Here is a 26850-nt window from a genome sequence, read left to right on the forward strand (position 1 = left end):
ACAAGAAAGAGGAATAAAATTGGATTTTTGGACAGATCATACTAAAACAACAGAAGAAATCGCTCAAGATTTATTGGGATGTTTAGTCATCAAAGAAACTGATGAAGGGGTGACATCTGGCTGGATCGTGGAAACGGAAGCTTATCTGGGTGAAATAGACGAAGCTGCTCATAGCTTTGGATTGAAAAGTACTCCTCGATTGGCTTCAATGTATAAAGAACCGGGTACTATTTATGTTTACAGTATGCACACTCATTTGATGCTGAATGTTGTTGTTCAAGAAAAAGGAATACCAGAAGCGATTCTGATACGGGCTATTGAACCTTATAAAGGCATGTCACTTATGTCTGAACGTAGAGGGAAAACTGGTTTTGTAGTAACAGATGGTCCTGGTAAATTAACAAAGGTAATGAATATTACTAAGTTGGATGACGGCACACTTGCTTGGGAACCTCCTTTAAGAATTGATGTTGAAACTAGGAAAATACCTAAGAAAATTGAGTTGTCCCCTAGAATAGGTATCCCAAATAAAGGAAAGTGGACGGATGCATTATTGCGGTATACTGTTGTGGGAAATCCATATGTATCAAGAAAAAAAGGAAAAATAGAAGCAGATTTCGGTTGGAATGATCCAATCAACTAATGGAGGCGAAAAATCATGGCACAAGAAACACTAATAGACTATTTAGGTGAAGCATTAGAAGAAAGTGATTTTGAATTTGATTGGAAATTAGAATGGAATAAAAAACAGCACGCTATTGAGGTTTATTTTTCAATTTTTGCTGAACAGAAAGAAAACAATATTATTATTGAAGATATTGAAGGAACAGCTACACAAAATGAAATCATTCAATTTGAAGACGCAATCTGTTTCTTTGACCCTAAAAAATCAAAGATTCAAATGGATAATTATTTAAAAGCTTTTCCATTTGATTTTAAAATGGGTATCGAAAAAGGATATATTGATGCCATACTTAAAACACTTCGGATAGTTGTAACGGAAGGACAATCTGATTTGTTAGACTTTGCGACTGACCCTACAATTGAAGAATTTGAATTAAATTGGAATGATATGAATTTTGACGGAACAATCAAAACGTTGAAAGATACCAACCGTTATAGTGAAGAGAAACTTCTTTATCCAAAATATTAACCTAATCGAAATTAAATGAATTGTTAATTGGAGGCAAAGCGACAAGATGAAGTGGACTGAATTACAAATACAAACCTCAAATGAAGCGGTAGATGCTGTTTCGAATATCCTGATCGAATCAGGTTCACAAGGCGTGGCTATTGAGGATATACAAGATTTTTTAAATACGCCAGATGATGAATTTGGTGAAATTTGGGCATTAGATGAAGCTGACTTTTCTAAAGAAGGTGTTATTATCAAAGCCTATTTTCCAGACACTCTTTTTTTACCTGAATTGGTTCCTGGCATTCAACAAAGAATCAAATCTTTAGAGACTTTTGGTTTAACGATAGCGCCAAATACGTTGAAAATAGAAGAAGTAACAGAAGAGAACTGGGCAACTGCTTGGAAAAAATATTACCATCCTTTGCAAGTAACACGATTTTTAACTGTTGTTCCAAGTTGGGAAGAGTATGAACTAAAACAGGCAGATGAGCGTGTGATTCGTTTAGATCCAGGCTTAGCTTTCGGTACAGGAACTCATCCGACAACTATACTGTCCTTGCAAGCTCTTGAAACATATATTCGTGGAAATGAAACGATTTTAGATGTAGGAACAGGTTCAGGTGTATTAAGTATTGCCAGTAAAGCTCTAGGCGCCAAGCATGTTCATGCATATGATTTAGATGATGTTGCAGTAAAATCAGCCATGGATAATATTAGATTAAATGACTATGCTAAAGACGTTACTGTAAAAGCCAATGACTTGCTGAAAGGTGTAACGATCGAAGCAGATATTGTGGTAGCTAATATCTTGTCAGAAATCATTGTACCGCTTATACCAGAAGCTTATGCTGTTTTGAAGCCCGGTGGTTTATTTTTAACATCTGGAATTATTGAAGATAAAAAAGAACTCATTCTTTCTGAACAAAAGAAACAAGGTTTCACAATTATTCAAGTGCAACAAATGAAAGATTGGTGTAGTATTGTCGCTAAAAAACCGTTGGCGGAGGATGAATAAATGCAACGTTATTTTTTAAAGGATGATTTAACAGATTATCAAAAACAAACTATCTCCATCACAGGAGAGAACTTTCATCATATGGTAAAAGTGATGCGAATGAAAGTAGACCACCGCGTTTTTTTGGTAACGAAGAATCAGCAAGCTTTTATTGCTGAAATTAGCGCTATAAATGAGAAAGAAGTTCTTTTGAATTGGGTTGAAGATGACAATCGAGAACAAGAATTGCCGGTTAATGTAACGATTGCAAGCGGGTTGCCTAAAGGAGATAAATTGGATCTAATTATCCAAAAAGGGACGGAATTAGGAGCAAGTGCATTTATTCCGTTTTCAGGTGCTTTTTCAATTACCAAATGGGATGCTAAAAAAGCGGCTAAAAAAGTTGAACGATTACAAAAAATCGCACAAGAAGCAGCTGAACAGTCGCATCGTACAAAAGTTCCTATGGTTCAATCACTCGTTTCAGTGAAACAGTTGATTGAACTGAGTGAAGAATATGATACCTGCTTAGTCGCGTATGAAGAAAGCGCAAAAGTTGGAGAAGACCAAAACTTTGTTAAAGGATTAAAAAAATTATCAGCCGGCGGAAAACTGTTAATCGTATTTGGGCCAGAAGGCGGGTTGTCTAAAGAAGAAATCGATGCTTTCATAAAAAATGGCTTTTTACCTTGTGCATTAGGCCCACGAATTTTGAGAACTGAAACAGCTCCGTTATATGCATTATCTGCTATTTCGTATCATTTTGAATTGCTGCATAAATGAGAAATTTCTTTTTTGTCCCAACCAAAGAAGTCGGGTATAATGAAACTGCTATCACTAGAATAAGAAAGAAGGCTATAATATGACAGTACAATTAAACAAAACAATTGATCATACATTACTAAAACCAGAAGCAACTGAAGCACAAATTAAAACGCTTTGTGAAGAAGCTGCAAAATATGACTTTATGTCTGTTTGCGTAAACCCTACTTGGGTAAAGAAAGCTGCTGAATTGTTAGCAGGTACAGATGTAAAAGTATGTACCGTTATTGGTTTTCCTCTAGGAGCTAATACATCTGAAGTTAAAGCTTATGAAGTTGAAAATGCGATCAAAAATGGTGCTACTGAAGTAGACATGGTCATCAACATTGGAGCCCTTAAAGGTGGAAATGACACTTTAGTACAAAGTGACATTGAAAGTGTTGTAGCTGTTTCAAAAGGAAAAGCTTTATCTAAAGTAATTATTGAAACATCATTATTAACAGATGACGAAAAAGTAAGAGCTTGTGAACTTGCTAAAAAAGCAGGAGCAGATTTTGTTAAAACTTCTACTGGATTTTCAACAGGTGGAGCAACACTTGAAGACATTAAATTAATGCGTGCAACTGTTGGACCAGAAATGGGCGTTAAAGCGAGCGGCGGCGTTCGTACAACTGAAGATGCACACCAATTTATTGAAGCAGGAGCTACACGTTTAGGTTCTTCAAATGGTTTAGCAATCGTAGAAGGATAATCTGATAGCAGTTAGATGAATAAAAAAGTGAATAAACTATTTGATAGAATACGAGTCTCAAGTACGGCTCGTATTCTATTTTTCTAATTAAAAAAATAAAGACTGTTTTATTTGATTTTTGTGTTTATATTGAAATAAGCGTGTATTATGAGTATAATGTACTGTAAATACATGTGGTAAAGCACTCATTTGGAGTGCTTATTTTGTATTAATCTAGTTATATGAAAAGCAAGATTAGTACTTATAAACTAGTGATAAACGAAAAGAAGGTGGCAAGATGCCCAAAAGTAAAGATTATACTGCACAAGAAGTAATTGCTCTAACCGTTACTTATATGAATAGCAATCATGTAGCTTTTGTCAAAAAGGCATGCGACTTTGCCACAAATGCTCATAAAGATCAGTATAGAAAATCTGGTGAACCGTATATTATTCATCCAATACAAGTTGCAGGGATTTTAGCAGAATTAAAAATGGATCCAGTAACGGTAGCGACTGGATTTCTTCACGATGTTGTTGAAGATACTGAATATACTTTTGAAGATATTTCAAGAGAATTTTCTCCTGAAGTGGCTATGCTTGTAGATGGTGTAACGAAATTAGGAAAAATAAAATATAAATCACATGAAGAACAACAAGCAGAAAACCATCGTAAAATGTTGTTGGCAATGGCTAAAGATTTAAGAGTGATCATGGTTAAACTAGCTGACCGATTGCATAATTTGCGTACGCTAAAGTTTCATAGACCAGAAAAACAACGACGCATCGCAAATGAAACGCTTGAAGTTTATGCTCCGCTTGCTCATCGTTTAGGGATCAATTTAATCAAATGGGAATTAGAAGATACTTCTTTGCGTTATTTGAATCCTCAACAATATTACCGGATTGTTCATTTAATGAATTCTAAAAGAGAAGAAAGAGAAACGTATATTTCTGATTCAATCTCAAAAATTCAAGATTCTATTGACGAATTGAGCATTACTGCAGATATTACGGGTCGACCAAAACACATTTACTCTATTTATCGTAAAATGCGAGATCAAAAGAAACAATTCGATCAAATTTATGATTTGTTGGCTATCCGTGTTATTGTAGATTCAATTAAAGACTGTTATGCCGTATTAGGAGCAATCCATACGCGATGGAAACCTATGCCTGGTAGATTTAAAGATTATATTGCTATGCCAAAATCCAATATGTACCAATCGATCCATACTACGGTTATTGGAGAACACGGTAAACCCGTTGAAGTTCAAATTCGTACTAAAGAAATGCATGAAATAGCTGAATATGGTGTTGCGGCTCACTGGGCATATAAAGAAGGTATCACTAAAAAAGTTGAAGACGATTCTGATGGTAAAAAAATCTCTTGGTTTAGAGACATCATTGAATTACAAGATGAATCCAGCGATGCAAGCGACTTTATGGAAAGTGTAAAAGAAGATATTTTTAAAGATAAAGTCTATGTTTTCACACCAAAAGGAGACGTTAGTGAATTGCCTTCTGGTGCTGGGCCATTAGATTTTGCGTTTAATATTCATACAGAAATTGGCAATAAAACCATTGGGGCTAAAGTGAATGGGAAAATAGTTCCTTTGAATTATAGATTGAAGACAGGAGATATCATTGAAATTTTGACTTCTCCTAATTCATACGGTCCGAGCCGTGACTGGATCAATTTAGTCTCAACGAGTAAGGCTAAAAATAAGATCAAGCGTTTCTTTAAATTACAAGACCGTGAAGTCAATATTGTCAAAGGTCGGGATATGCTTGAGAAGCAATTAATTGACATGCAATTTCAACCTAAAGCGTTTCTTACCAAGAATCATATCAAATTGCTTTTGGAGCGCTTCAATTTCACTTCAGAAGACGACTTATATGCGGCTATTGGTTATGGTGAGTTAACAGCATTAGTAGTAGCCAACCGATTAACTGAAAAAGAACGAAGAGACCGAGACAATGAAAAGAAAATTCAAGATATCGCTTCGATCGAACTTAAAACTAAAAAAGAACCAGAAAAAATCAAAATAAAACATGAAGGCGGCATTGTCATTCAAGGAATCGATAACTTACTGATTCGTATTAGCCGTTGTTGTAACCCCGTACCAGGCGATGAAATTGTTGGATATATAACCAAAGGCAGAGGCGTTTCGATTCATCGGAAAAACTGTCCTAACGTTATCGCAGCAAAAGATGCTGAAAATCGACTAATTGATGTTGAATGGGAAGATACAACTTCTAAAAGCCAAGAGTATAATGCTGAATTGCAAATTGTTGGGTATAATCGTTCTGGGTTGTTGAATGAAGTCCTGCAAGTTGTCAACAGTATGACGAAAAATTTAAATAATGTAATGGGAAAAGTAGACAATAATAAAATGGCCACAATTACGTTAACAGTGGGTATCCAGAATATCCACCAGTTGGATAAAATTATTGATAAAATAAAATCTATTCCTGATGTTTATGGTGTAAAAAGAATGTCTTCTTAAGCACATTAATCAAGTAGAAAACAGAAAATTGCCCGTCCTTGTGGGCGAATTTCTGTTTTCTTATTTTTTTGATCAAAAAATATTAACAATTCAAAAGGTGGTTTAAAAATGAAAGTAGTCATTCAGCGTTCAAAGCAAGCAAGCGTACGTATTGAAGAAACAGTTATAGGAGAAATATCGCATGGGTTTGTTTTGTTAGTCGGTATAGAGGAAGAAGATCAGCAAGAAGATATTGATTATATGGTACGTAAAATCAGCAAAATGCGTATTTTTGAAGATTCTCAAGGGAAAATGAATTTAAGCCTAGCAGAAGTCAATGGAGAAATATTGTCGATTTCTCAGTTTACACTTTATGCAGATACAAAAAAAGGAAATCGCCCCAGTTTCACTAAAGCCGCAAGACCTCAAATTGCTATTCCACTGTATGAAGCCTTTAATGCTGGTTTAAGAGAAACTGGAGTAACGGTTCAAACGGGTGAATTTGGTGCAGATATGCAAGTCTCAATCTTAAATGATGGCCCAGTGACCATTATTATTGATAGCAAACAGCGTTGAGTTAAAGAAAAGAGCTAACAACGATAGGAATATTTCCTCCGTTGTTAGCTCTTTTTATTTATGGGATAAAGTATTGATTTAAAGATTGATAAATGATTTCAGCAATGGATGTTTGGTAGGATGAAGTATTGACAGTAATTTGATCCACATCACTATTTAAATACCCTAATTCAATTAAGATAGCAGGCTGGGTATTTTCTCTCGTAACATAGAAATCTCCAAAACGAACACCATTATTAGGTAGGATCCCATTTTGTTTTAAGTTTCCATTTACGATTTCAGCTAAAGGCATATCTTTGTCATGGTAGTAATAAGTTGTCGTACCACTGATTTCATTAGCGTGTTCCGTTGAATCATAATGTAAACTGATAAAAACATCGGCATTAGCCTGATTGCTGATAACTGTTCGTTCATCTAAGCTAACAAACGTATCATCAGAACGAGTCAATATCACATTTGCTCCCGCATCGCGTAATCGATTAGCAACAAGTTGAGCTGTGTCTAACGTTACTTCTTTTTCATAGAATGTATTGGCTAAAGCACCAGGATCGTTTCCGCCATGTCCTGCATCAATCACGATCGTTGCTTCAGCTAATGAAGTGACATTAGCTGTAGGCGCTGGTTGTTGATCAGCTGATAAGTCTACTACCCAATTGGCTACATAGCCGGTTTGTCCATCTGCTAATGTGATTTTGTACCAATCTCCTTCAGTAGAGAGGTAGGTAAAGCTTTCTCCTTTGTCAACTGTTGTGACAACTGTACTTTCAACTGAAGGACCACTTCGAATATTTGTTCCGGAGCTACGTGTGGTCACTGTTTGAATAGGAGCTGAATTATCTTCGGCACTAGCGACCGTCGTTGTAGCTAATGGTGTTTCATTGATTTTAATCAAATCTGAACTGATCCAAGCGACTTGGCCGTAATATTGAATTTGAGTCCAACCTTCTTGTTGGAATAATACGGTAAGTTCTGTTCCATTGGCTACTTTACCAAGAATTTCAGAATCCAGATTGCTTTCGCTTCGGATATTTACTTCTTCACCGGTTACAATACCTATTTTATTGGTTGCGGCACTTACTTCCGTATTTTCAATCAACCAGCTAGCGATCCATCCAATCTGATCGTTGCTTAGGCGTACTTTGTACCATTCATTTTCTTCGGTAAGCATCGTTACTTTTTCGCCACCAGTGACCTGTGTCATGATATCATAGGAAAGACCTGGCCCTGTACGAACATTGACCACACTAGCATCAACTTTGATCGTTCCTTGATTAGCAAGAACAACTGTAGCAAATGCAGTTAGTCCAATGAATAGTGTAATGATAAGCAATGAAACCATTTTTTTTATTTTTTTTAATGTCAATTTATTTTCCATTAGAAGTTCACTACTTTCTTAATTACGAAAACGCAATCAATTATAAAATATATGTACTATTTGATTATAGCAATGTTACACTTTAATATGCAATTAAATCCTTATATTCATCAACTTTTTTTAGAATGAGAAAAAAAGTAAGCAAGGATTAAACTTTCTGTCCTTGACAATGTTTAGACTTTCTTGTAATCTTACATTATTATATCAATCACCCAATGAAAGAAAAAGTAAGTAATTCTAGCGTGTGAATAGAGAGGGTTTCCTTAGGCTGAAAGAAATCCCCGTAGACTTAACTGAAAGACATTCTGGAGGGTTAGCAGTGAAAAGCTGCTACGTTACGAGCGTTAATCGTTGAGGAAAACTTAGGTTTTCAAACAAAGGTGGTACCACGTATAATGAACAGTCATTCGTCCTTATTCTATTTAGAATAAGGGCGTTTTTTTGTATTTTTTAATAAAAAGATTTGTAGAAACTAAAGGAGTGTTGAATAATGGCAATTCAAAAACCAAAAGGAACAGCTGATTTATTACCAGAAGAGTCAAGAAAATGGCAATATGTTGAAGAAATTTTAAATATGGTGTTGGCTGACTATCAATTTGGAGAAATCAGAACACCTATTTTTGAAAGTTATGATTTATTTTCTCGTGGAGTAGGCGAAACAAGTGATATTGTTTCAAAAGAAATGTACGATTTTTATGATAAAGGCGAACGTCATATGTCACTTCGTCCTGAAGGAACAGCACCAGTTGTTCGTGCGTTTGTTGAAAATAAATTATTTGGTCCAGAGCATGCGAAACCTTATAAAGTTTATTACAAAGGTCCAATGTTCCGTTATGAACGTCCTCAAGGCGGAAGAATGAGACAGTTCCATCAATTAGGTGTGGAAGTATTCGGAAGTACGAATCCTGCAACTGATGTAGAGACAATGGCTCTTGCAATGGCTTTATTTAAAGAACTTGGGTTAGAAAAGTTGACATTAGTCATCAACTCTTTAGGTGATGCTCAAAGCCGGATTGATTATAAAGAAGCACTTGTTGCTTATTTAGAACCTCATTTTGAAGAACTAAGCAAAGATTCTCAAACACGTTTGCACAAAAATCCATTACGTGTATTAGATAGTAAAGATACAAAAGATAAAGAAATTGTGAAAAATGCGCCTTCTATTTTAGATTACCTCAGTGAAGATTCAAAACAACATTTTGAAGTGGTCAAAGAAATGTTAACGGCACTAGATATTCCTTTTGTGGTAGACAGCAACATGGTAAGAGGATTAGATTATTATACGCATACAATTTTTGAGGTCATGAGTGATGCTCCTGGATTTGGCGCAATCACAACAATTTGTGCTGGCGGACGTTATGACGGATTGGTAGAAGAAGTAGGCGGACCGGCTACACCTGGATTTGGTTTCGCACTAGGCTTGGAACGTTTGATGATGACGTTAGAAGCAGAAGAAATCGAGATTCCAGATCTTCATGAAGTAGACGTTTATGTTGTTGGTTTAGGGGATGCAACGAATATTGAGACTCTTAAAATTGTTCAAGCCGTTCGTGAAGCTGGGTTATCTGGTGAGCGTGATTATATGTACCGCAAAATCAAAGGGCAATTTAAAACAGCGTCAAAAATGAACGCTAAGGTGGTCATTACACTAGGCGATGCAGAGTTAGAAAATAAAGAAGTCAATTTTAAAGTTATGAAGACAGGGAAAGAATTTAAAGTTTCATTAGCAGAAATTTATAAAGACTTTGAAAAATTATTTAATTTAAAACTAGCAGATATGACAGCTTTTAATGATTTTTTCAATAAAGAAGACTAAAACGATTAATTAGTGATAGGAGCTGGAATAAATGGGAAAAAGAACAGAATATTGCGGGAAAATTTCTCGCGATTTATTAGGACAAGAAATAGTGTTAAAAGGATGGGTACAAAAAAGACGAGACTTTGGCGATTTGATTTTCATCGATTTACGAGATCGTGAAGGAATCGTTCAAATCGTTTTTAATCCAACTTTTTCAAAAGAAGCATTAGCTATTGCTGAAGACATTCGCAGTGAATTTGTACTGGAAGTAAAAGGGAAAGTGGTTGAAAGAAAAGAAGCTGTTATCAATAAAAACATTTCAACAGGAGAACTTGAAGTAGAAGTATATGAAGTGACTGTTTTAAACACTTCAAAAACAACGCCTTTTTATATCGAAGATGGTGTAGCAGTATCGGACGATAAAAGAATGCAATACAGATACTTGGATCTAAGACGTCCTGAAATGACACAAAACATGATTCTACGTCACCAAATGACAAAATCAATTCGTCATTATTTGGATGATCATAACTTTATTGACACTGAAACACCTTATTTAACAAAATCAACTCCAGAAGGAGCGCGAGACTATTTGGTACCATCTCGAGTTCATCCAGGTCATTTTTATGCATTGCCTCAATCACCACAATTATTCAAACAACTCTTGATGGGTGCAGGATTTGATCGTTATTACCAAATTGTTCGCTGTTTTAGAGATGAAGATCTGCGCGGGGATCGTCAACCTGAATTTACCCAAGTGGATATTGAAACAAGCTTTTTAGAACCAGAAGAAATTCAATCATTTACTGAAGAATTATTAGCTAAAGTACTAAAAGATACAAAAGGTATTGAATTAACTTTACCATTCCCACGTATGGGATATGACGAAGCAATCAGTCGTTACGGTAGTGATAAACCCGATGTTCGTTTCGGGCTAGAATTAGTAGACGTTAGTGAGTTAGTTAAAGAATCTAGTTTCAAGGTATTTAGTGGAGCAGTAGAAAATGGCGGAGCTGTTAAGGCTATTAATGCTAAAGGCGCTGCAAGCAATTATTCTCGAAAAGACATTGATGCTTTAGGTGAATTTGTCTCTGTTTATGGAGCAAAAGGCCTAGCTTGGTTGAAAGTTGAAGACGATGGCTTAAAAGGACCAATCGCTAAATTCTTTAAAGAAGATGCTGAAGCATTGATTGAAAAAATGGATGCTGAAGCAGGCGATCTATTGTTGTTTGTGGCTGATAAAAAATCAGTTGTCCATGATTCATTAGGTGCGTTGCGTTCAAAATTAGGGAAAGAACTAAAATTGATCGATGAATCAGTTTATGCCTTTATGTGGATCGTCGACTGGCCATTACTAGAGTACGATGAAGAAGCAGGACGCTATTCAGCTGCTCATCACCCGTTCACAATGCCGAAAGAATCGGACATCGAATTGCTTGAAACAGATCCTGGGAAAGTATACGCTCAAGCTTATGATATTGTATTAAATGGATATGAATTAGGTGGAGGATCACTTAGAATCCATACTCGTGAATTACAAGAAAAAATGTTTGCTGCATTAGGTTTCTCAAAAGAAGAAGCAGAAGAACAATTTGGTTTCTTATTAGAAGCATTAGAATATGGTTTCCCTCCTCATGGTGGAATTGCATTAGGTCTTGATCGGTTTGCTATGCTGCTTGCTGGCAAAGAAAATATTCGTGAAGTGATCGCTTTCCCTAAAAACGGAAAAGCAACAGATCCATTAACGGAAGCACCAAGCTTAGTTAGTGAAGCTCAACTTGATGAATTATCGATTACAACAACTAAAATTGAAGATTAAGAGTCAATAAATCGGCTTTGATAGTTAGAAGACGCGAGTACATTAGTTTGCTCGCGTCTTTATTTTTTAAAGAATAGATTAAATAAAAATTTTGCTTGTTATTCATAGGCAGTTTTGACAAAATAGAATCAGAAAACTATTTTATGGAGGTTTATACATGAACGCAAAAAGATGGAGTGCAATCGGGATTGCATTAGGTATATTTATATTCTCATTCTTTTTCAGCAATTATTTTTCTTACGTTGCACAAAAACAAGAAACATCTGAATCCCTAAGTGATAGCTTAGTAGGTTTATTGGGTACAGAAGCGCTTGAAGAAAGAGTGATAGAAGCGGGAGACAGTTCAAATCGTATTGTAGTTCTAACTGTAGATGGAACCATCTTAGCTGGCCAATCGTCTGGTTTAACAGGAGACATTACATATAGTCATGATTATTTTATGCAACAATTGGAACAAGTCTTATTAGATGATACGATCAGTGGGATCGTTTTATCCGTTAATTCTCCAGGTGGCGGAACCTATGAAAGCGCTCAGATAAAAGATAAATTAGTTGCAATCCAAAAAAATACCAATAAACCCATGTATGTTTCAATGGGGAGTATGGCTGCTAGTGGTGGTTATTATATTTCAGCATCAGCTGAAAAAATATTTGCTGCTGAAGAAACGATGACAGGATCTATCGGAGTCATTATGTCTGGTATGAATGTTAGTGAGTTACTGGAAAAACTTGGTGTGGATGATACCACGGTCAAGAGCGGCGAATTTAAAGATATTGGATCTTCTACAAGAGCAATGACTGAAGAAGATACCGAAATATTACAAACAATGGTCAATACTTCCTACGATCGTTTTGTAGAGGTTATTGTCGAAGGTCGTGGGATGTCAGAAGAAGAAGTCAGAAAAATAGCAGATGGTCGTATATATGATGGAGTTCAAGCCGTTGATAATGGATTAGTAGACGAGATTGGCTACCAAGAAGATGCTATTAAAGCCATTCAAAAAGATTATACACTAGAAGATGCAGAGATTTTTAGTTATCAAGTCCCTACATTATCCTTTTCATCATTATTTAGTTCGAAATTAAGCGGATTATTTCAATCAACTAGCACCCAAGAATCAGAGCTTACTGAATTGATCTCCGCTATTGGAACAGTAGATTCTCCGAAGATGATGTATTATTACGGAGGTGAATAATATGACCACAACTCTTGAAAACAAAGAGCAGGATAAAGCAAAAAAAGGAGATACAAAAGAGTTAGATCTAAATGAGTTGAAAAAATCATTAGCTCAGGAAGAAGCAGAACTTGAAAGATTAAAACGACTAAAACGCTTAAAACAACAAGAAGAAAAAACATCCGAAATAAGTCCAACAGAAGATCAACCAATGGATGATTCTAAAATTGAGACAGATAAGCATGAAAGAAAAAATATGAGTCCTCAAGAACTTAGAGATGCAAGGAGATATTATTGGCAACAAAAGCAAAAAGAAGAAGAACGCAAGAAAAAGCCTTATAATCATTTTCCGTCATTTTTTTATGCGGGTTTTTGGTTCCGTTTATTTGCTTTCATTATTGATCTGATTTTGATCTGGAGTATCAATCGATTAGTTGTCCAAACGATCTTTCTATTGTTGCGTTTACCACTTAACGATAATGATTTTTCAGCTTATTCATTAAGTAAATTAGTTGTTTATCTTTTATACTTTGTACTTTTAACAAAAGCTACAAATGGTCAAACAGTTGGAAAGATTATTTTTGGACTTCGATTGATCAGTTTTAAAGAAGAACAGTTAAGTTGGGGAACGGTTCTCATTCGGGAATGTTTTGGCCGCTATATTTTAAAAACATTTCCATTTATCTATTTAATGGTATTGTTTACTCAAGAGAAGCAACACTTAGCTGATTTTTTCAGTGATACAGCCGTTGTTTCTGAAAATCTGATTCGAGCGAGTAAATTATCTTTAGAGTAACAACCTAAATGAAACTAATCTAATCTGGGTTGTTCTTTCGATAAAACTAGCTTAGAATAAAAGAAAATGTACTTAACGTTAGGAGAAAAAAAGATGGTTTTATTAGGTTCACATGTTTCAATGGGTGGAAAAAAGATGCTGCTTGGCTCTGCTGAGGATGCTGCAAGTTATGGTGCTACAACATTCATGATTTATACAGGTGCCCCTCAAAATACAAGACGAAAAGCAATTGAAGATATGAATATTCCTACAGGAACAGCTTTCATGAAAGAAAACAACTTATCAAATATTGTTGTACATGCGCCTTATATCATAAATTTAGGCAATACGATCAAACCTGAAAATTTCAGTTTTGCTATTGAGTTTTTAAGAGCAGAAATTTTAAGAGCTGAAGCTTTAGGTGCAAGACAGATCACAATGCATCCAGGTGCACATGTTGGAGCTGGAGCGGATGCAGGAATCGCGCAAATTATTAAAGGGCTAAATGAAGTCTTGCATAAAGATCAACTAGCTCATATCGCACTTGAAACAATGGCTGGTAAAGGAACTGAAGTAGGCAGAACGTTTGATGAATTGGCAAAAATAATGGATGGTGTGACATTAAATGAAAAATTATCCGTCACACTGGATACTTGTCATCTAAACGATGCAGGCTATAATGTAAAAGAAGATTTTGACGGTGTTTTAAATGAGTTTGATAAAATTATAGGATTAGACCGTCTAAAAGTTGTCCATGTGAACGACTCGAAAAATCCCCAAGGCAGTCATAAAGATAGACATGCAAACATTGGATTTGGAACGATCGGGTTTGAAGCTTTGAATAAAGTGGTTCATCACCCACAATTAGAATTGTTACCTAAAATATTGGAAACACCTTTTGTAGGAGAAGATAAGAAAACTAAAAAAGCACCTTATGCACATGAAATCAAAATGCTAAAAGAGCAAATTTTTAATCCAAAATTATTAGAAGATTGTTTAAATTAAAGAACTAAAGAGTCAGCATAGTATGCTTGCTGAAAAAAGGGAAAAATAAATTTTGTTTTTCTTTTTTTCTTACGCTATTATTTCCTAAAATAAGCATTTTATGTCATACTTAACTTAAAAGGACAGCTTATAAAAAAGGACAGCAATTTCTTTTCATCCTTAAGTCGGATGTGTTGATTTAGGAATTAAAGTATACTTAGTCTATTAAATAATGAAAGAAAGAAGGATGACAAATGAAAAATATGAAGAGTGGAACAAAAGTAATTATAGGGATTATTATAGCTGTCGTTATCATTGCGATACCTCTGATTAGTTCATATAATGGATTGATCAATGAAGAAAGTAAAGTAGATTTAGCTTGGTCACAAGTTGAATCACAATTACAACGTAGAAATGATTTGATACCTAACCTAGTTAATTCAGTTCAAGGAGCTATGGATCAAGAAGAGGATGTGTTTACTGCAATCGCAGATGCACGTGCTTCACTGAGCAGTGCTGGATCAATGGAAGAAGAAGTAGAAGCGAATAATGAAATGAACTCTGCTTTATCTAGATTATTAGTTGTAGTAGAGAGCTATCCAGAATTGAAATCTAATGACAACGTAACCGCATTGATGGATGAACTTGCTGGAACAGAAAATCGAATTGCTGTTGAAAGACAACGTTACAATGAATCTGTACAAGGTTATAATAACAAAGTGAAACGTTTCCCTGGATCTATTATTGCCGGCATAACTGGATTCTCAGAAAAACCTTATTTTGAAGCCGTTGAAGGTGCAGAAATCGCGCCTGAAGTTAACTTTGATGATGAAGAATAATCGTTATGTCTTATGCACGAGGAGGAAATCTAGTGAAAAAAATTAAGCATATTTCATTTTTGAGCACCTTATCGCTACTTTTCAGCTTATTGCTTTTAAGTTTATTTCCTCTAACGGTTAAGGCTGCTGTTGATTATCCTGAACCCTCTAATGAATTTTATGTTTTTGATGAAGCAGATTTACTTTCAGATGAAACAGAAAAATTTATAATAGATGTAAATAAACACTATGAAGATACTCAAGAAAAACCACAGATAGTAGTGGCGACCGTAAATAGTTTACAGGATGTTACGATTGAAGAATATACCGTTGAATTGTTTGAAAAATGGAAAATTGGTGGGGCTGATTTAGATAATGGAGTCTTGATTCTATTATCTGCTGAAGAACGTGAAATCCGGTTTGAAATTGGGTATGGTTTAGAAGGTGCTCTTACTGACAGTGGAACAGGAGCCATATTAGATCGTAATATCGATGCTTTATCGAACAATAATTTTGATGCTGCCTTGAAAAATATTTTTACTGAAACAGCTGTAAAAGTTAATGAAGAGTATCAATATGATGATGACACGATTTTTTCTGGTTATAATGTAGATACTTCAGAGTACAATGATGATGATGGAGGTTTTTCATCCATTATTGTTGTGGTGATCATCTTTTTTGTTATCAGCAGCTTCTTTGGCGGTGGCGGATCTGGTGGCGGAAGAAGACGAGGCGGTATGTGGCCTTTATTACTAGGAATGTCTGGTGGAAGTCGTTACCGTGGCGGTGGCGGTTTTGGCAGCGGAGGTTTCGGTGGCGGCGGCTTCGGCGGAGGTGGAGGATTTGGCGGTGGCGGAAGTTCCGGTGGCGGAGGTTCCAGTCGTGGATTTTAAAGTATAGCCAAATTCCTTTAACTTAAAACATTAAAATCAAAGAAAAATTTTTCAATAGTTGGACCATTAACAAGACAAAAAGACATTGAACCAAGATTTGGACTGTGCCCTGTCAAATAGACAGGGCACTAATCAACTAATGGTCTAATAGTGAAGTATACGGTATGAAAATAGAAACCGAATCAGATGATTAAGAGGGATAAAATGAGAAATATTAAAATGACAATTGAGTATGATGGCGGCAGATATTTGGGTTGGCAAAGACTCAGTGATTCAGACAAAACCATTCAAGGAAAAATAGAGAATGTTTTGACGTCAATGACAGGAACCAAAATTGAAATAATCGGATCAGGTCGTACGGATGCCGGAGCTCATGCTAAGGGGCAGGTGGCTAATTTCAAAACAACATCTACCATGGACTGTGCAGCGATGCTGGACCATCTAAATCGCTACCTCCCAAGGGATATTGTCGTGAAAGATCTTGAGGAAGTACCGGAAAGATTCCATGCTAGATATAATACTAACGGGAAAAAATACAGCTATTATGTCTGGAATAATAATGTGCCTTCTGCATTTGAGCGCAACTACAGCTACCATCTTCCTGTAGAACTTGATATTGACAAAATGAACGAGGCTTGCAGCAAACTTGTCGGAACCCACGACTTTATTGGTTTCTCTTCTCTTAAAAAGTCGAAAAAATCAACTGTTAGAACTATCAATGAAATCACGATCCAAAAGGAAGGCGATTTATTGCACTTTACGTTTATTGGTGAAGGATTCCTTTATAAAATGATTAGAATCATCATGGGGACGCTTCTGGAGATTGGGGAAGGGATAACTGATCTGGAAAATATTGATGCCATATTTGAGAGTGGAATCAGAAGCAATGCCGGAATGACGGTGCCTTCTCAAGGACTATTCCTAGATGAAGTTTATTACAATTAACAAGGCCGAGATGGTCATCTGTATGAAAGTATTCTTCTAAGTAATCTGCAAAAATATACCTATATACTTTTATGAAGATACCAGAATATTTACCAAGAAAAATAAAAGAACTTGAAGAATAAAGCTACTAGGCTATTATTCTTCAAGTTCTTTATTTTAGTGTGTGGGTTGGGTAGAGGGATGTAAAAAATCATAACTTATTGAGTAATTTTTTTGTGAGCTATGATTAGTTTTGTTCATACTTCTTGTGTTCGATTTGAAGAGTATTGATAATGATGGCAGCCGTTTCTTCAATAGATTTTTTAGAAACATTAATGACCAAACAACCTAATTTTTCGTATAATTCTTTTGCAAAATCTAATTCTCTATCAATGCGATCTAATTTAGAATACTCCGTATCGGGATTCATTCCATACGTTAACATTCTTTCTCGACGTATAGAGTTTAAGGCTTCTCTATCACTTGTTAAACCGACTATTTTTTTAGGATCAACTTGCCAAATTTGTTCTGGAATATGCGCTTCTGGGATAAGAGGCAAATTAGCTACTTTATAATTTTGGTTCGCTAAAAACATGCTTAATGGTGTTTTAGATGTTCTTGAAATCCCAAGCAATACGATGTCTGCTTCTAAAAAGCCTTTAGGATCTCGTCCATCATCAAATTTTACCGCAAATTCAATTGCCTTTATTCGATTGAAATAGGTTTCATCTAAAAGATGCAAAGCTCCTGGCTTTTGTATAGGAACCATTTCAGAACGTTTTTCAAGTTCGCTTATGATTGGAGAGAGTGGGTCAAAAAAAACCAATTCATGTTTTTCACAAAACGTTTTAGCTGTCTTATTTAATTTTTCATCTACCAATGTATGAAGGACGATCGCATTATCGATTTCTGCTTTTTCTAGAATAGATAAAAGGGTGTCCGATCCGCGAATGAAAGGGTAAGCTGAAACTTTAATATCTGCATCAGGAAACTGAGTCATAGCAGCTTGTCCAAGTTGACTAGCTGTCCCGCCTACTGAATCGGAGATAATATAAAAATTAATAGTTGATTTTGAAGACATGTTTTTCCTCCTTGTAGTTCTGTCTGTATACTTATTAGTATACAGGAACTCTCAACTAAACGACAATGAATCACTTAAATAACTCTCAGATTTACAGCTTGATTATACACCAATAAATACGTTATACTACTTGTTGGTAAATGGATCATGTAAAAGGAGGCGATCACTTATATGACAGCAGTAGAACAAGCCATTGAAACGTTAAAAGAACATGGTTACAAATATACAGATAAAAGAGAAAATATGTTATCCGTATTTGCAGCTGAAAATCGATATTTAACAGCTAAAGAAGTACAGCTTGGATTAAAAGAAAGATATCCTTCTATTAGTTATGATACGATTTATCGAAATATCTATACGTTTGTAGAATTAAATGTGCTAGAAGAAACAGAATTAAATGGTGAAAAAATGTTCCGTTTTGGATGTAAACATACTGGACATCATCATCATTTTATCTGTACAAGCTGTGGGAAAACAAAACAAATTGAAATGTGTCCCATGAATTTTTTTGAAAATCAGCTAAATGGATGTAAAATCGAGTCTCATCGATTTGAAATTTTTGGGAAATGTGAAAAATGTTCTTAAAAAAACAACTGAAAATGCAATAAACTGGTTATTTTTATTAAAATAATGAAATGTTGTATTGACGTGAAAAAATACATTCGATATAATAAGGAAGGACAGTGTTTATGAATACGCTAATAAATTAGTGTGTTCTAAATAACGGTTACTTTTTAAAGCACGGAGGGAGGGAATTTAATATGTCAAAAACAGTTATTAAGAAAAATGAATCTCTTGATGATGCTCTTCGTCGCTTCAAACGTTCCGTTTCAAAAACAGGTACTTTACAAGAAGCTCGTAAACGCGAATTCTATGAAAAACCAAGTGTGAAACGTAAGAAAAAATCTGAAGCAGCTAGAAAACGTAAATTCTAGTAAATTGCTTTTAGGATTGAGGGTGGGAAAGTCTTGTCACTTTTAGAAACCATTAATGAAGACATTAAAACTGCGATGAAAGCCAAAGATAAAGAAACTTTAGCTATTCTACGTATGTTAAAAGCTGCATTGCAAAATGATCAAATCAGCAAAGGTAATGATTTAAGTGAGGATGAAGAGTTAACAGTTCTTTCTCGCGAAATGAAGCAACGTCGTGAATCGCTTGCAGAGTTTAAAGATGCTGGTCGAGAAGACTTGGTTGATCAAACAGAAGCTGCTATTCATACCGTTGAAAAATATTTACCTCAACAACTTTCTGAAAACGAACTTAAAGCGATTATTCAAGATGCTGCTACGAAAGTAGATGCTAAATCTATGAAAGATTTTGGCAAAGTTATGGGAGTTGTTATGCCTTTAACAAAAGGTAAAGCAGACGGTAATGAAGTCAATCGTTTAGTAAAAGAGCAATTGAATGCATAAAGGGTAAGTTATTACCTTTTATAAAAAGAGGAGGTGAGACAATTGTCTCATCTCCTCTTTTTTACATAGTGTATTAAACTGTTTTTAATAAATAAACTAATTATTTTTAACTATACTGTATACTTATTTGTAAGAAGTTTATTACCTACTAAAGAAGGGGTGATAATATGAATGAACAATTTCAAGAAGCACTAACATTGAGAAAAAAATCAAATTATGAAGAGTCAAAAAATTTGTTTTTAAACTTAGTAAAAAAAATCCTGATCATGCTTCTATCAACTATCAATGTGCTTGGAGTTATGACCTATTGGGAGAAGAAAAAAAAGCTGTTCCATTCTACGAACAGTCGATTAAATTAGGATTAGTTGGTGAAGATCTAGAGGGCGCTTATGTTGGTCTTGGAAGTACTTATCGCACTCTAGGGGGAATACAAAAAAGCTAAGTAAATATTGTTAGAGGGGATAGAAAAACATCCAAGTAATGAAGCTATGAAAGTATTTTTATCAATGACGCTTTACAATCTAAAAGAACACAAAAAAGCAACAGAACTATTATTGACTATATTGTTAGATACTAAAAAAAATGAAAATATTATTATGTATAGAAAAGCCATTGAACTTTATAGTGCAAACTTAGACACTGTATGGGATAAAGATAATATAGATATATAATTTTTTTGTTAAATTCGTTTATGTTTTATGTTTAATCTCTAAGTAAATGAAATTGTATAAAATCAAGTGACAAGAATCCTATTACATTAGAGTTGTTTTTTATAGAGGGCTCTAATACACAATTATGAGGTATGCTAAACAAATTCGCGTATCGCTTTTGTGATAGGAAGGGGATTTTATAGTAACCACGAATGTCAGACTTTTTTTGGAGTGGAGAAAACCACTTCTTTTTTTGTACACTATTATCCGCAAAGAACCTATCGTTCTAAGCGATGTTTTCAGATGTTTCACGATAGTCGATGGACTTAACCAATGAGTTTCTGCTTGATTCTTTTGTAATTGTAATAGTCGATAAAGGGAATGAGTGTCCGTCCTATTTCTTCATAGCTATGAAAAACTTATTCATAATCTAATTATTAATTCAAAAATAGTGAGAGTGGGACAAAAAGCGTTTAGACCCGAATCACTGGAACGAATAAGCGCAGTATGGTCATCGACCATCGAGCATAAGCACTGTAGGCTAACGCCTAAGTGTATCATGTCTGTACGTAGCTGAAGCTACTACAGTCATGACAAAGTGGACGTCGGGTTTGCTTTTTGGAGCACGTTTTAGAATAAACATTCGTATATAAAGAAGTGGCTGGGATTTTTGTATCAGCCTCTTAAAAATTATACAGCCGTTTATTCCGGAAGAAAATTCATTTGAATACCAACACTATATAACAAATATCTCTATTTACTTATGAAAATAGTAGATTCCTTATAGATTGATTTAGTTATATTAAAGAAGAAGTATGTGTTAGAGATTAAGATTTAAACACTCTTTTAACTTCCATTTTACCAGTTTTCCTTTTTTTAATTGGTTTTCTATCTAAAGAAGGAAAGCTTCATTTTATACGAAAAATGTGCTATTCTTTAAAGTATAGAAAGATAAAGGAGAGTGTTGTTTGTTTGACTAATTTAACGAACGAAACACGTTTGGTAGACTTGAAAAATGAAAATCATACATCTTTATTATTTGGTGCCCAAGATAAGCATTTAGCTTTATTAGAAGACGCAATGGATGTTGTTATCAACAGTCGTGGAAGTCATCTAGAAATTATTGGCACAGAAGAAAATACAGCTACAGTTGAAGAAATCTTTAATCATTTAGAAGAATTAATTAAACGTTCGATTCAAGTAGGGCCTTCCGACGTTGTAACGGCCATCAAAATGGCAAAAAATAACACTCTACATTTTTTTATTAGTATGTATGAGGAAGAAATTGGAAAAGATCATGCTGGAAAACCGATTCGAGCAAAAACGTTTGGTCAACGTCAATATATCCAATCGATTAAAAAAAATGATGTTACCTTTGGTGTTGGTCCAGCCGGAACTGGTAAAACTTATTTAGCAGTAGTAATGGCCGTGTCAGCAATGAAAAAAGGGGAAGTAAAAAAAATTATATTAACTCGTCCAGCAGTTGAAGCAGGAGAAAATCTTGGTTTTTTACCGGGTGATTTAAAAGAAAAAGTGGATCCTTATCTACGTCCGATTTATGATGCTTTATATAATGTGTTTGGTTTAGAGCATACCACTCGTCTAATGGATAGAAACGTAATTGAAATCGCACCCTTAGCTTATATGAGAGGACGTACACTAGAAGACGCTTTTGTTATTCTTGATGAAGCACAAAATACAACAAAAGCTCAAATGAAAATGTTTCTTACGCGACTTGGTTTTGGTTCAAAAATGATCGTCAATGGTGATGTTACGCAAATTGACTTGCCAAGAGGGGCAATGAGCGGATTAGTCCATGCGGAGAAAGTCTTGAACCAAGTTAAAGGAATCAATTTTGTTCAATTTGATTCAAATGATGTTGTGCGTCATCCAGTAGTAGCAAATATTATAAATGCATACAGCCAAGAAAAAACAATGACTGAAAGTAAAAAATCGGATACTGAAAAAGTGAGTACTGAAAAAAACAATTAGGAAGTGAATGAATGAGAAGAAATTTACGACGCCTCCAGAAAAAAATGGGCAATTTTTATATTCCTTCTATTCTATTACTTTCATCTGTGGCGTTGTTTTTTATTATGTATAGTACGGTTAAACCAAAAGCCTTAGATATTAAATTATTTCAGGTGGCAGAAGAGACCATACGAGCAAATGCAACAGTTGAAGATACAGAAAAAACAGAAGAAAATAAAGAAACGATTGCTGCAACCGTTTCTCCTGTATATACGTACAACTCAGATTTAAAAGACTTGCAAACGTCTAAAATAGAAATACTATTTGCTACAATTGATGAAATAAAACAAGACGCTGATAAGAAATATCAAGATGACCTAAAAGAAGCGAGGAAAAAAGCTTCTGAAAATAATTCATCTATAACCTCTCAAGAACTAGCAGAAATAAAAGTAAATAAACTAACGAATGAGGAATTACTGGGCTTATTTAAAGAAAAATTAAATAACTTAGAAGATTCGACTAAAGAGTTTATTGAAATGCTTCCAGATTGGGCTGTTTTAGATTTAATAGAAATTGATCAATCCGTTTTAACAAGTATGAAAGAATCAATAACTTCAGTAGTTTCAGAGTTTATGTCTCAGCCTATCAAAAATGAAGAATTAAATGACATTAAATTAGAAGCAAATAATAATTTAGATTATTCAGACTTAGATTCTAACAATCAAAGGATAGCTAGTTTGATCATTGATAATGCGATCGTAGAAAACAACATCTACAATGCTAATGCTACTGAACAAAAGAAAGAAGAAGAGAAAGCGAATGTTCAACCTGCTTTGATCTTACAAGGGCAAGTGATTGTTCAAGAAGGCCATGTTGTGGATAGCAATGATATGCATCAACTTGAATTGTTGGGTATGCTAGATGATACTTCATCAAGACAATCCTTATATGGTTTGATCGTATTGATTTTTACACAAGCCTTGTTATTATTTTACTTAGGAAAATTCAAGAAAGAAGACGAAGTTGATCACGGCAGTCAAGTCACATTTTATTCTTTGATTATGATTGCTTCTTTATTATTGATGAAAAGTTTGCAATTGATTCAAGATACTGACTTAGAATATATTGGTTTATTGTTTCCAGCTGCCTTGGGTTCCATGCTACTAACAGCATTTGGATCTCGCAGGTTTGGAATATTGGCGAATGGATTTACTGCAGTATTTTCAATTTTTATTTTTAGCCCAGATTCTGGAACAAGTTTTAGTATTGTCTTAGTGCTATTTTATCTGCTAAGCGGTATGATGGGTACCATGATCACACGAAAAAAGATCACGACTCAGTTTTGGACGAGTTTCATTTGGGTCACTGTATTTAATGCTTTGTTTATCCTTTCATTTATTTTATACTTAAACATACACATCTGGTCGCACCAAGTTTTTCTGATGATCATATATGCACTTTCAAGCGGGATTATTTCATATTTATTGGCTATTCTATTAACACCTTATGTTGAAGTATTATTTAAAGATAATGCTGTATTAACATTGACAGAATTATCCAATCCGAATAGTCCGTTGTTAAAAGAATTGCTGACGAAAGCACCTGGAACCTATCACCATAGTTTAATGGTAGCGAATTTAAGTGCAAATGCAGTTGGAGCTATTGGCGGAGATTCATTATTTGCGCGTGTGGCTTGTTATTATCATGATGTTGGCAAATTACGTCATTCGCTCTTCTTTGTAGAAAATCTACCGCCTGGAATGGAGAATCCACATAATTTATTAACTCCTTTTGAGAGCAAAGAAATTATTTTTGGACATGTTTCTGAAGGCGTAAAGATGTTGGAAAAAGCTAAATTTCCTCAATCTATTATTGATATTTGTGCTCAGCATCATGGAACAACCCTCATGAAATATTTTTATGTTACAGCTAAAGAACAGGATGACACAGTAACAGAAAGTGATTTTAGGTATCCAGGACCAAAACCTCAAACAAAAGAAGCAGCTGTTATTAATATTGCGGATAGTGCTGAAGCGGCCACTAGGGCAATGTCACATCCAACAAAAGAAACTATTGAAAAATTCGTTCATGATTTAATCAATAGTAGGATTACGGATGGTCAGTTTGATGAGTGTTCTATATCATTGCAAGAGTTGAAAATCGTTGAAAAGGCAATTTGTGAAGGGCTGAATGGAACATTCCATTCAAGGATTGAATACCCGGCTTTAAAAAAAGAATAATTAGCTGAATTTGATTATAGTGGAGTAAAAAAGGAGTGAGGAAGTTACTTATGGAATTAGATTTGTATGATGAAACAAACCAGGTTACGCTGGAACAAAAAAAATTAGTGAATTCTTTACTAGCATTCGCAGGGGATCATCTACAGTTGCCGGCAGATACTGAAATGTCGGTAACATTCGTAGACGATGAAAATATTCAAAAAATCAATAAAACATATCGTGGCAAAGATCAACCAACCGACGTGATCAGTTTTGCTATGGAAGATGAAGTTGAAGATGAATTAATGATCAACTTTGATAATTTAGATGAACCCATTCCGAGAAATATTGGGGATATTATTATTTCAGTTGATAAAACAGCAACCCAAGCCGAAGAATATGGACATTCTTTTGATCGTGAATTAGGATTTCTTGCTTTACATGGTTTCTTACATTTAAATGGATATGATCATATGAATCCTGAGGATGAAAAAGAAATGTTTGGGTTGCAGAAAGAGATATTAGAAGCCTATGGACTTAAAAGATAAAGAACAGGTCGGTAAAAACTCAAGCTTCTTTGACTCTTTTAAGTATGCATTTAAAGGAGTTTTAACGGCCTTTCAAGAAGAAAGAAATATGCGATCACATATTTTAATTGGGTCTATTGTCTTAATTTTATGTGCATTCCTTGATCTGACTATCAATGAATGGTTATGGGTTCTTTTCAGTATTTTTTTAGTAGTAATAATGGAAATTTGGAATACTGTTATAGAGAATGTAGTTGATTTGGTGACTGGTGATACTTTTCATCCTCTGGCAAAAAAGGCAAAAGATATGGCAGCATCGGCTGTACTACTAACAGCTGGTTTTTCAATTATTGTAGCGTTGATTATCATTTTACCAAAATTATGGCAAATACTATTCTAAAGGAGATCACTTGTTATGCACTCTACGGATCAAAAAGTAGAAGAACTAATTACAAAAGCAACGGATATGTTAGAAAAGGCGTATGTTCCTTATTCTCATTTTCCAGTTGGAGCAGCACTTTTAACAAAAGACGGGAAAATTTTTTCAGGTTGCAACATTGAAAATGCCTCTTTTGGTTTAACTAATTGTGCCGAACGTACAGCTATTTTCAAAGCAGTGTCTGAAGGGAAAAAGGAGTTCGACTATTTAGTTGTAACAGGCGACACAGATGGTCCAATCTCACCTTGTGGAGCATGTAGGCAAGTACTCGCAGAATTTTGCGGACCAGACATGCCTGTCTTATTAACGAATAATAAAGGAAATAAACAACTAACAACGGTTAGCGAATTGCTACCCGGAGCGTTTAAATCGGAGGATATGGTTTAATGAAAAATACGAATGAGCACAAATCAGGTTTTGTTTCTATTGTTGGGCGTCCAAACGTTGGTAAATCAACATTATTAAATAGAATTGTAGGACAAAAAATAGCAATAATGAGTGATAAAGCTCAAACAACAAGAAATAAAATACAAGGTATCTATACTACGCCAGAATCACAAATTGTATTTATCGATACTCCTGGTATCCATAAACCTAAACACCGTCTAGGAGACTTTATGGTAGACTCGGCTTTTAGTGCTTTTAGAGAAGTAGATGTTATTTTGTTCATGGTAAATATTGCAGAAAAACGCGGTCCTGGAGATAACTTCATTATTGAAAGATTAAAAACAGTCAAAAGCCCAGTATTTTTAGTGCTGAATAAAATTGATAAAATTCATCCTGATCAATTGCTGCCAATTATTGAAGATTACCGTTCATTAGTAGATTTTGAACAAATCATTCCAATTTCTGCTTCAGAAGGCAATAATGTTGATACATTATTATCAGAAGTAACAAAATACTTGCCTGAAGGACCTCAATTTTATCCAGAAGACCAAGTAACCGATCACCCAGAATACTTTATCGTTTCTGAATTAATCCGTGAAAAAGTTCTGGAATTAACGAGAGAAGAAGTTCCACATTCTGTTGCTGTTGTTGTTGAAAGTATGCAACGAAATGAACTTGGAAAAGTTCAAGTACATGCAGCGATCATTGTTGAGCGTTCAAGTCAAAAAGGAATTATTATTGGAAAAGGCGGGAAAATGTTAAAAGACATTGGTATCCGTGCTCGAAAAGATATTGAAGTTTTATTAGGAGATAAAATTTATTTAGATCTTTGGGTAAAAGTTCAAAAAGATTGGCGTGATCGCCAAACGAATTTACAAGATTATGGTTACCGTAAAGACGATTATTAAAAAAA

The 26850-nt window shown here is 34.8% G+C and carries 28 protein-coding genes and 1 other annotated feature; of the genes, 26 read left to right on the plus strand and 2 right to left on the minus strand.

What is annotated here, in order from left to right; all coding sequences use genetic code 11:
* Positions 1-19: 19 nt before the first annotated feature.
* From BR65_RS02900 to dtd, 7 genes are all read left to right on the plus strand, one after another.
* Positions 20-643 carry a DNA-3-methyladenine glycosylase gene (locus tag BR65_RS02900; protein WP_034536629.1) on the plus strand — a complete coding sequence of 208 codons (624 nt, stop codon included), beginning with the start codon at positions 20-22 and terminating at the stop codon, positions 641-643.
* A 15-nt stretch (positions 644-658) separates the two neighbouring features.
* Complete coding sequence (locus BR65_RS02905; RefSeq protein WP_034536631.1) at positions 659-1153, plus strand: DUF3013 family protein; 495 nt, start codon at positions 659-661, stop codon at positions 1151-1153.
* Positions 1154-1199: 46 nt separating this feature from the next.
* Positions 1200-2153 (plus strand): 50S ribosomal protein L11 methyltransferase, encoded by a 954-nt coding sequence (gene prmA, locus BR65_RS02910; protein ID WP_034536632.1) that lies wholly within the window; start codon positions 1200-1202, stop codon positions 2151-2153.
* Positions 2154-2915 carry a 16S rRNA (uracil(1498)-N(3))-methyltransferase gene (locus BR65_RS02915; RefSeq protein ID WP_023177866.1) on the plus strand — a complete coding sequence of 254 codons (762 nt, stop codon included), beginning with the start codon at positions 2154-2156 and terminating at the stop codon, positions 2913-2915.
* Between the two features lie 79 nt (positions 2916-2994).
* Positions 2995-3645, plus strand: a complete 651-nt coding sequence (gene deoC / locus BR65_RS02920) for a deoxyribose-phosphate aldolase (RefSeq protein WP_023177867.1) — start codon at positions 2995-2997, stop codon at positions 3643-3645.
* A 277-nt stretch (positions 3646-3922) separates the two neighbouring features.
* Entirely contained in the window at positions 3923-6133 is a 2211-nt protein-coding gene (locus tag BR65_RS02925; protein WP_034536634.1) for a RelA/SpoT family protein, read from the plus strand.
* A 108-nt stretch (positions 6134-6241) separates the two neighbouring features.
* Positions 6242-6688, plus strand: a complete 447-nt coding sequence (gene dtd / locus BR65_RS02930; protein WP_023177869.1) for a D-aminoacyl-tRNA deacylase — start codon at positions 6242-6244, stop codon at positions 6686-6688.
* 58 nt (positions 6689-6746) lie between these two features.
* Here dtd and BR65_RS02935 read toward each other — a convergent pair whose 3' ends face one another.
* Positions 6747-8063, minus strand: coding sequence for an N-acetylmuramoyl-L-alanine amidase family protein (locus BR65_RS02935; RefSeq protein ID WP_023177870.1), 1317 nt, complete (start codon positions 8061-8063; stop codon positions 6747-6749).
* 206 nt (positions 8064-8269) lie between these two features.
* Positions 8270-8481: a binding site (T-box leader), on the plus strand.
* Between the two features lie 72 nt (positions 8482-8553).
* Here BR65_RS02935 and hisS point away from each other — a divergent pair.
* The 8 genes from hisS (at position 8554) to truA (ending at position 17269) form a co-directional block, all read left to right on the plus strand.
* On the plus strand, positions 8554-9879 hold the full coding sequence (hisS, locus tag BR65_RS02940) for a histidine--tRNA ligase (RefSeq protein WP_034536636.1): 1326 nt from the start codon (positions 8554-8556) through the stop codon (positions 9877-9879).
* A 31-nt stretch (positions 9880-9910) separates the two neighbouring features.
* Positions 9911-11680: an aspartate--tRNA ligase gene (gene aspS / locus BR65_RS02945; RefSeq protein WP_034536638.1), complete on the plus strand. Its 1770-nt coding sequence runs from the start codon at positions 9911-9913 to the stop codon at positions 11678-11680.
* Positions 11681-11837: 157 nt separating this feature from the next.
* Positions 11838-12875 carry a signal peptide peptidase SppA gene (gene sppA / locus BR65_RS02950; RefSeq protein WP_023177873.1) on the plus strand — a complete coding sequence of 346 codons (1038 nt, stop codon included), beginning with the start codon at positions 11838-11840 and terminating at the stop codon, positions 12873-12875.
* 1 nt (position 12876) lies between these two features.
* Positions 12877-13650 (plus strand): RDD family protein, encoded by a 774-nt coding sequence (locus tag BR65_RS02955; RefSeq protein ID WP_023177874.1) that lies wholly within the window; start codon positions 12877-12879, stop codon positions 13648-13650.
* 93 nt (positions 13651-13743) lie between these two features.
* Positions 13744-14634: a deoxyribonuclease IV gene (locus BR65_RS02960; RefSeq protein ID WP_023177875.1), complete on the plus strand. Its 891-nt coding sequence runs from the start codon at positions 13744-13746 to the stop codon at positions 14632-14634.
* Positions 14635-14867: 233 nt separating this feature from the next.
* Positions 14868-15452 (plus strand): LemA family protein, encoded by a 585-nt coding sequence (locus tag BR65_RS02965; protein ID WP_023177876.1) that lies wholly within the window; start codon positions 14868-14870, stop codon positions 15450-15452.
* 32 nt (positions 15453-15484) lie between these two features.
* A complete protein-coding gene (locus tag BR65_RS02970; RefSeq protein WP_156098842.1) occupies positions 15485-16324 on the plus strand; it encodes a TPM domain-containing protein in 840 nt (279 codons plus the stop codon).
* Positions 16325-16528: 204 nt separating this feature from the next.
* A complete protein-coding gene (gene truA, locus BR65_RS02975; protein ID WP_034536641.1) occupies positions 16529-17269 on the plus strand; it encodes a tRNA pseudouridine(38-40) synthase TruA in 741 nt (246 codons plus the stop codon).
* A 226-nt stretch (positions 17270-17495) separates the two neighbouring features.
* Here truA and BR65_RS02980 read toward each other — a convergent pair whose 3' ends face one another.
* Entirely contained in the window at positions 17496-18329 is an 834-nt protein-coding gene (locus BR65_RS02980; protein ID WP_034536642.1) for a pyruvate, water dikinase regulatory protein, read from the minus strand.
* A gap of 171 nt (positions 18330-18500) precedes the next feature.
* Here BR65_RS02980 and BR65_RS02985 point away from each other — a divergent pair, with 171 nt between their 5' ends.
* The 11 genes from BR65_RS02985 to era all read left to right on the plus strand — a co-directional run bounded on the left by BR65_RS02985 (position 18501) and on the right by era (position 26845).
* The gene (locus BR65_RS02985) at positions 18501-18914 is read left to right on the plus strand and encodes a Fur family transcriptional regulator (protein ID WP_023177881.1); all 414 of its coding nucleotides are present in this window, start codon (positions 18501-18503) and stop codon (positions 18912-18914) included.
* A 176-nt stretch (positions 18915-19090) separates the two neighbouring features.
* Positions 19091-19264, plus strand: a complete 174-nt coding sequence (gene rpsU, locus BR65_RS02990) for a 30S ribosomal protein S21 (RefSeq protein ID WP_007725241.1) — start codon at positions 19091-19093, stop codon at positions 19262-19264.
* Positions 19265-19297: 33 nt separating this feature from the next.
* Positions 19298-19744, plus strand: coding sequence for a GatB/YqeY domain-containing protein (locus BR65_RS02995; protein WP_023177883.1), 447 nt, complete (start codon positions 19298-19300; stop codon positions 19742-19744).
* 274 nt (positions 19745-20018) lie between these two features.
* Complete coding sequence (locus BR65_RS14010; RefSeq protein WP_280512914.1) at positions 20019-20186, plus strand: tetratricopeptide repeat protein; 168 nt, start codon at positions 20019-20021, stop codon at positions 20184-20186.
* 7 nt (positions 20187-20193) lie between these two features.
* A complete protein-coding gene (locus BR65_RS14015) occupies positions 20194-20415 on the plus strand; it encodes a hypothetical protein (protein WP_211251480.1) in 222 nt (73 codons plus the stop codon).
* A 951-nt stretch (positions 20416-21366) separates the two neighbouring features.
* On the plus strand, positions 21367-22386 hold the full coding sequence (locus BR65_RS03005) for a PhoH family protein (protein ID WP_023177894.1): 1020 nt from the start codon (positions 21367-21369) through the stop codon (positions 22384-22386).
* 11 nt (positions 22387-22397) lie between these two features.
* Entirely contained in the window at positions 22398-24605 is a 2208-nt protein-coding gene (locus BR65_RS03010; protein ID WP_034536643.1) for an HD family phosphohydrolase, read from the plus strand.
* 50 nt (positions 24606-24655) lie between these two features.
* Positions 24656-25132: an rRNA maturation RNase YbeY gene (gene ybeY, locus BR65_RS03015; RefSeq protein ID WP_023177898.1), complete on the plus strand. Its 477-nt coding sequence runs from the start codon at positions 24656-24658 to the stop codon at positions 25130-25132.
* Positions 25116-25511, plus strand: a complete 396-nt coding sequence (locus tag BR65_RS03020) for a diacylglycerol kinase family protein (protein ID WP_034536645.1) — start codon at positions 25116-25118, stop codon at positions 25509-25511. Before ybeY ends, BR65_RS03020 begins: the two co-directional genes overlap by 17 nt.
* Positions 25512-25526: 15 nt before the next feature.
* On the plus strand, positions 25527-25937 hold the full coding sequence (locus BR65_RS03025) for a cytidine deaminase (protein ID WP_034536651.1): 411 nt from the start codon (positions 25527-25529) through the stop codon (positions 25935-25937).
* Positions 25937-26845, plus strand: coding sequence for a GTPase Era (gene era, locus BR65_RS03030; RefSeq protein WP_023177904.1), 909 nt, complete (start codon positions 25937-25939; stop codon positions 26843-26845). Before BR65_RS03025 ends, era begins: the two co-directional genes overlap by 1 nt.
* Positions 26846-26850: the final 5 nt, after the last annotated feature.

It is taken from the genome of Carnobacterium inhibens subsp. inhibens DSM 13024, from assembly GCF_000746825.1.
Classification (GTDB): domain Bacteria; phylum Bacillota; class Bacilli; order Lactobacillales; family Carnobacteriaceae; genus Carnobacterium_B; species Carnobacterium_B inhibens.